Annotated in this window: 6 protein-coding genes; all 6 read right to left on the bottom strand. The window is 56.6% G+C overall.

The genetic code is table 11. The features are described from left to right. Positions 1-24: 24 nt before the first annotated feature. A complete protein-coding gene (locus tag KH208_RS14935) occupies positions 25-1,194 on the bottom strand; it encodes a TcpQ domain-containing protein (RefSeq protein ID WP_291437626.1) in 1,170 nt (389 codons plus the stop codon). 99 nt (positions 1,195-1,293) lie between these two features. Next, a complete protein-coding gene (locus KH208_RS14930; RefSeq protein ID WP_291437625.1) occupies positions 1,294-2,001 on the bottom strand; it encodes a VirB8/TrbF family protein in 708 nt (235 codons plus the stop codon). After that, a complete protein-coding gene (locus KH208_RS14925) occupies positions 1,991-4,537 on the bottom strand; it encodes a VirB4 family type IV secretion/conjugal transfer ATPase (RefSeq protein WP_291437623.1) in 2,547 nt (848 codons plus the stop codon). Before KH208_RS14925 ends, KH208_RS14930 begins: the two co-directional genes overlap by 11 nt. Continuing rightward, positions 4,534-4,833 (bottom strand): conjugal transfer protein TrbD, encoded by a 300-nt coding sequence (locus KH208_RS14920; RefSeq protein WP_291437622.1) that lies wholly within the window; start codon positions 4,831-4,833, stop codon positions 4,534-4,536. Before KH208_RS14920 ends, KH208_RS14925 begins: the two co-directional genes overlap by 4 nt. 1 nt (position 4,834) lies before the next feature. Next, on the bottom strand, positions 4,835-5,170 hold the full coding sequence (locus KH208_RS14915; RefSeq protein WP_291437621.1) for a TrbC/VirB2 family protein: 336 nt from the start codon (positions 5,168-5,170) through the stop codon (positions 4,835-4,837). Positions 5,171-5,655: 485 nt separating this feature from the next. After that, on the bottom strand, positions 5,656-5,998 hold a 343-nt coding region (locus tag KH208_RS14910), incomplete at its 5' end, for an ATPase, T2SS/T4P/T4SS family (protein WP_291437619.1).

Raw genomic sequence — 5,998 nt, 5'->3', positions numbered from 1 at the left:
TCATAATGTTTCTTCTCTCTGGCTTTAGTGTTCCGACACTTCCATGACCTTGTTGCCCTGGTAGATGGTCACACGCAGGGCAAGGCCGTTGGCCTGAAGGGCCGCGAAGAAGTTCTTCACCGCGTCCACGAAGACGCCGGAGAAGGTCGCGGAACTCCGCATTTCGTAATCATTTTGGGCATTCCAGATCAGGCTGTAACCGGCTATGGCGGCCCAGCCCTCCATCAGACCGCGCAGCATTTCGCCCTTGTGGATCTCCCAGACGGGCACGGCCTCAATGGCAGTGGTGGCTATCGGCGTGAGGGTTTCGCTGGAAGCCGTCGGTACTGCTGACGGCGCGGGAGCCACTGGCGGCTCCGTGACCGGCGTGACTGTTTCCGGGGAAGGCGTAGCCGGCATGCTCACAGCAACCGGCGCATATGCTACGGGTTCGCTGGGCTTGGGCTTTTCCAGTGTCAGCGCCGCCGAGGTCTGGGCGCGGCTGGGTAGAGATACGGGAGCCGGCATGGGCGCGGGCGTGGCGGCCTGGGGAACGGGTGGCTCTTCAGGGGTGTCAGCAGGCACGGGAACAGCGGCGGCAACAGGGATGATCCCGGCTGGCGGCTCCGACAGATAGACCGGAGAGCCTTTGGCCAGCGTCGTGGTGGGGGCGACCTGGTTCCAGCGGCAGAATTCCATCACAGGTACGCCGCTTCGTTTGGCCACGGCGGCGGCAGTAGCCGTCCTTCTCACAGGATAGACCTTGACACCGCGAGCTGAGGCCGATGCCGGCGCTTGTGCAGAAGCCCCCATCTGCGCGGCGGCCTGGGCATCGCTCGGCATCGGTGTGCGTTCCGGAAGCGGACGGGTTTCCAGCGGGTGTTCTTCCGGCAAGGGATCCGCAAGAGGAGGTTCCGTGCCTTTGAACACCTCACGGGTGATACTGAATATCTGCCCGTCAGAGCAGGCTACTTGCACATAGCCTAGCATGGGTGTGCCGTCGGTTTCCAGCGTATCCAGCCTGTAGCTGACGCCCAGACCAGAGGACGCCAGAGCAAAACCGTCCGCGCGGAGCTTCTGCTCCAGCACATCGCCGAATACACCCGGCGCGCGATCCAGGGCCACCGAGGTATGCGCCGGCGTATGCCGCCGGTTCAATTCTTCCGCCGTGCGCTCCGCAAGAATGCGCGCATCGCCGGAATATGCAGAACTCAACCCGTCAAACGATTCGTGCGTGGCTCCGCTCCGCAAGACGCAACCGGAAAGAGCCGCAAGCAAGCATATGTAAATAAACTTTTTCATCTTCCGCGTCCCTTACAGTTGCTTTGACCAGTTGAAATCACGCACATAAATGCCGAGGGGATTGCGCCGGACCTCTTCTTCACTCGTTTGCGCCGTGGGAGGCGAAACATAAATTGTGAGTAAAGCCCGCATGCGCTGTTTGTTTTTGAGTCCGCCCTGTCTGTCTCTGATCTCTTCCACCCAATCCACCTGCCAGGTTTCAGGAGACTGCTGAAGCACGGAGGCGATCTCCACAAAAACAGTTTCATCAGCGGCTCGCTGGAAGGGATTCGTGGCCTTGTCCTCATAGAACTCCCCGATTTTTTGGGTAGCCGGGTCATTGGCTCTGAGAAAGGCGTAGGTATTGAACACGGCCTTGCGCTGTACGGCCACATCCGGCGTCACCAGCCGCACATCCGCTATGAAGGAGGCCACCGTGGCTTGCAGCACTCGCTTGTCCACCGGCGCGGCCTGATCCGCCCGGCCAGTGGCCAGGGCCTGACCGAGCTTGTCCACCTGGATCACATAGGGAATGAACTTCGACTGCTGGCCGATATGGACGACGCCCCCCACTGCGGCCAGGGCGACCAGCAGGCAGCAGATGCCCACGACCTGCCACATGCGCCTGGAGGCGATCACGCCTCCTTCGTGGGCATTCCATTCACGCCGGGCGGCGAACCAGGGATTTTCTTCTTTTCCCTTGGTGTCGTCGTTTTTCTTTTTTCCGAAGCTAAGCTGCATGATCCATATCTCCCGGAAGCGATACGCCCTTTATTCTGAGCCATTCATCCCGCCACTGATCGCCGTGTTGCTGCTGAAGTTGCTTGATCCGGGCTACGCTTTCCTTGTCCGAGGCCCCAATGAAAGCGAGCGCTACCGGTCCCAGCGCAAAACTGAACTTGCGGCAGCCTTTTTCAGACACGAGGTAGTATTCGTCCTTGGGCCGGGCGGAAGCGATGATCTCAAGCTGTTGCTCGTTGAGCCCCATCTTGGAATACAGGCCGGAGAAAGTGCTTCTGGCGTAAACGCTGGGCAGGTAAATCTCTGTGGCCGTGGCCTCCAGGATCACGTCGAAAATTTTGGAGTTGGAGGCATCGGAAAGGTTCTGCGTGGCCATGACCACAGCCACATTGTTCTTCCGCATGACCTTGAACCATTCCTTGAGCTTTTCCTCAAACGCCGGATTCGCCAGGAGCAGCCATGCCTCATCCAGAATGATCATACCCGGCTGGCCCCTCAGAGCGCGCTCAATGCGCCGGAACAGATAGAGGAGCACCGGCAGGGACCAGCGGTCGCCCAGATTGAGCAGATCCTCCATCTCAAAGGTGGTTATGCCGCCCTCGCTGAGAGCCAGGCCGTCTTCCTCGGCGTCCAGTAGCCCTCCCATTGAGCCTTCGACAGTATAGGCTTGCAGCACTTCGCGGATCGACTTGTCCTGAACTGTGGCCACGAAGTCGGAAAGGGTCTTGCCCCCGGTTTCCGACATGATGGCCAGCGCTTTGGAGATTTCCTGGCGCTGGGGAGGTGTTACGGGAGACTCCAGATTAAGATTCAGAACAATTTCGAGCCAATCCAGAGCCCAGGCTCGGTCACTGGCTTTGTCCAAAAACTGCAAGGGGCAGAACTGGAGACGGGAGTCGTCGCCGGCAATGGCATAATGATCCCCGCCCGTGGCCGTGGTCAGGGCATACATGGACATGCCTTTGTCAAAAGCGAAGACTTGGCCGTTGTAGCGTTGGAACTGCGCGGCGATGATGCCCAAGGCCACGGACTTGCCTGATCCCGTGGGGCCGAAAATGAGCGTGTGCCCCAGATCTCGGACGTGAAGGTTGAAGCGGAACGGGCTGTATCCGGTTGTCACGCAGTACATCAGAGGAGGAGAATCCGGCGGATACAGAGGGCAGGGCGCGAAATCCGATCCGGTCCAGATGCTGCTGGACGGAAGCAGATCCGCAAGGTTCAGCGTGTTCATCAGCGGGCGGCGAACATTCTCATGCCCGTGCCCCGGCAGGGAACCGAGCCATGCGTCCAGGGTGTTGATGGTTTCAATCCTGGCCGCGAAACCCAGGTTGAAGATAGCCTTTTGCAGCTTGCGGCAGGCTTCTTCCAGGCGCTGGCGGTCTTCATCCATCAGGATCAGCACGGAAGTGAAGTACCCTTCACCCACCAGGCCGCTTTTAACTTCCGCGATGGCGGCTTCCGCATCCACTGTCATGGACACGGCATCGGCGTCCAGATTCGCCGTGGAGTTGGGCTGGATAACCTGCGCGACGACGCCGCGCTGTTTTTGCCGCCATTTCCTGCGGTAGGAATCCATATGGCTTGTGGCCGTATGCGCGTCCAGGAAGATGAAGCGGTTCGACCAGCGGTACTCCACATCGAAGTCCGTGAGGATGGAAAGCATTCCCGGCCAGGATTCGGGAGGGAATCCTTCAATAGCCACGGCCTGAATGAATTTGTCCCCGATCTTTGGAATGATCCCGCCGAAGAGTTCCTGGCCGCCCAGAAGCGCATCCAGGCAAATGGGGGTGGCGGGCAGTTGCATGGGTTGGCGGATGCCCGTAATGCAGAACTGGAGGAACTGGAGAAAATCGTCATAGATGATAGTGCTTCCGTCTTCCTGGCGGCTGGGCCTGCCGTGCAGACGTTCCAGGTCAAAGACGGAGGACAGGCGGGATTCCAGTGCCGCAATTTCTTTTTTGAAGGTCTCCAGAATCCGCTGAAAGCGTCCTTCCGAGGTCACCGGCCTGGCATCGTCATCAAACATCAGATCCACGAACTTCGCCTGGGCCAGCAATGGTGGAAACCACGTGACGGTCAGGACGAAAAAGCCTTCATACATGGTGTCCCGGCTTTCAAAGAACTGGCGGCGCTCTTCCTCAATGGCGGCGGTAATTCCGTCAGGGAAATGGGAAAGTCCTTCAGGGATATAGCTGGGCGCAGCCCGGCGAACAGCATCCACATGAATCATCCAGCCGTCGCCCAATCCGCTCAGCGCGGTGTTGATGACGGTGGAAACCCGTTCCCGTTCCGCGTCCGTACGGCTGGCGTTGTCTTCGCCGGCATATATCCACGCGGCCATCAGCGCGCCAGATTTGCAGGCGATGATCCCGTCGTCCACCATACAGGCATAATTGAGCAGATCCGCAACGCCAGCGGCTCTGGAGCGGTGGCGCTTCAACCTTATGGCGCTCTCCGCTTCTCTGATCCGCAGGCCGAGCACCGCGAACAGTGCGAGGCCCACTACGGAGATGCTGATGGAAAGGGCGACGATCATAGATAATCCCGTGTGTTGGCGCGGAAGGGCGTGGACCGGGCCGGGTAATACCGGGCATATCTTCTGTGCCGCAGGTAGACCTGACGCATCTGGGGATCAGCTTTGGCCATCAGGCGCAGGACGAACAGGGAGCAGAACCACAAAAAGATACCGTAAGCCGTGGCTGCGACGGTGAATGCCGTAAATACCAGAGCAAAGGCGCACAGGCCGGAGAGCATGACCAACTCCCGGTCGCCCCCCAAAAAGAGGTTATGGCGCGTCAGCGAGCGATGAATGGGCGTGGTGCGCAGGGCCATCTCAGACTCCGGGGACAATGAGGGCGCTCTTGCCGAAAAAGGAAGACATCAAGGCGTTAGCGCCAATAACCAATGAAATGACCATGACCAAAAAAATCATGCTCCGGAAAAATCCGTTGAGATCGCCGCCGAACATCAGGGTAGCGCCGGAAGCCACGATGCCGATGAGGGCGGCAACAAAGGCGAAAGGCCCTGTGACGCTCTGCTTGAGGGTATCAAGCCAGCCTTCATACGGCAGCGCGCCTGTGCCGCCGGTGGACGCGAATGCGTCCAGAGGGAGAAATATCGCCACGCCAAGGAAAAGCAGGGCCAAAAGCGCATAGTTGGATGCCTTCATGTAACTATTCCGTTTTGTTAAATTGTTTTATACTATTGTAATGTAAATCCAAGATACAAGACGGATATAGCTGAAACCAACATTATAGTTGGCATAGCTAGTAATAATGCTATGTCTGACTTATCAATATACAAATAATATACATTTAATTCTAAATTGTTAATCGTCATATAAATCGGAAAAGAAAAAATAAGTATAAATATAAATGCAATTGTAATATTAAAAACCATATAAAAAGAAAAAAATATTGAAATTATAAATATTAATACTGATATTTTACAAAACAGATTGAATATAAATATAAATTTTGGCGATAATGTTTTAAATTGTATTGCATCATTTTGTGATGCGTCTGATTTCATCTTTTTTCTGGATGATGCGGTACGCAATCTCACCAGAAGCACACCTTGCGTCCATTGCTTCCGTAATGTTTGAGGACGGCAGTGCGGTTTTATTCTGGAGTTTTTCATTGCTTTTCCCGTTTACTACGCCAATCGCTTGATTTCATATTCTTTCCGTGTTTTGGCGTAGCCATCCACGCTAAGAATGGTCTGTATGCGCCGCCCTTCCGGCGTCTTTTTGATGAAGACAATGCGCTGGACCGACTCCCCGATGACTTCCTCAATGACAGCCGGTCTGAAGGGATTGCGCGATATGAGGCTGGCCAGACGCGACAACCCGCGTTCGGCATTGGTGGCGTGGATGGTGGCCACGCCGCCGTCATGCCCCGTATTCCAGCAATCCATGAGATCCAGCGCATAGGCGTTGCGCACTTCGCCCACGCAGATTCTGTCCGGGCGCATGCGCAGGCTGAGCATCAGCAGGCGC

Source organism: Desulfovibrio sp., assembly GCF_018379785.1.
Classification (GTDB): Bacteria; Desulfobacterota; Desulfovibrionia; order Desulfovibrionales; family Desulfovibrionaceae; genus Desulfovibrio.
This window is presented reverse-complemented; position numbering and strand designations above follow the sequence as displayed.

Bases quoted from the DNA above. Each gene is read 5' to 3' on its own strand.
- KH208_RS14930 (WP_291437625.1), bottom strand. From the start codon at position 2,001: ATGCAGCTTAGCTTCGGAAAAAAGAAAAACGACGACACCAAGGGAAAA.
- KH208_RS14925 (WP_291437623.1), bottom strand. From the start codon at position 4,537: ATGATCGTCGCCCTTTCCATCAGCATCTCCGTAGTGGGCCTCGCACTG.
- KH208_RS14920 (WP_291437622.1), bottom strand. From the start codon at position 4,833: ATGGCCCTGCGCACCACGCCCATTCATCGCTCGCTGACGCGCCATAAC.
- KH208_RS14915 (WP_291437621.1), bottom strand. From the start codon at position 5,170: ATGAAGGCATCCAACTATGCGCTTTTGGCCCTGCTTTTCCTTGGCGTG.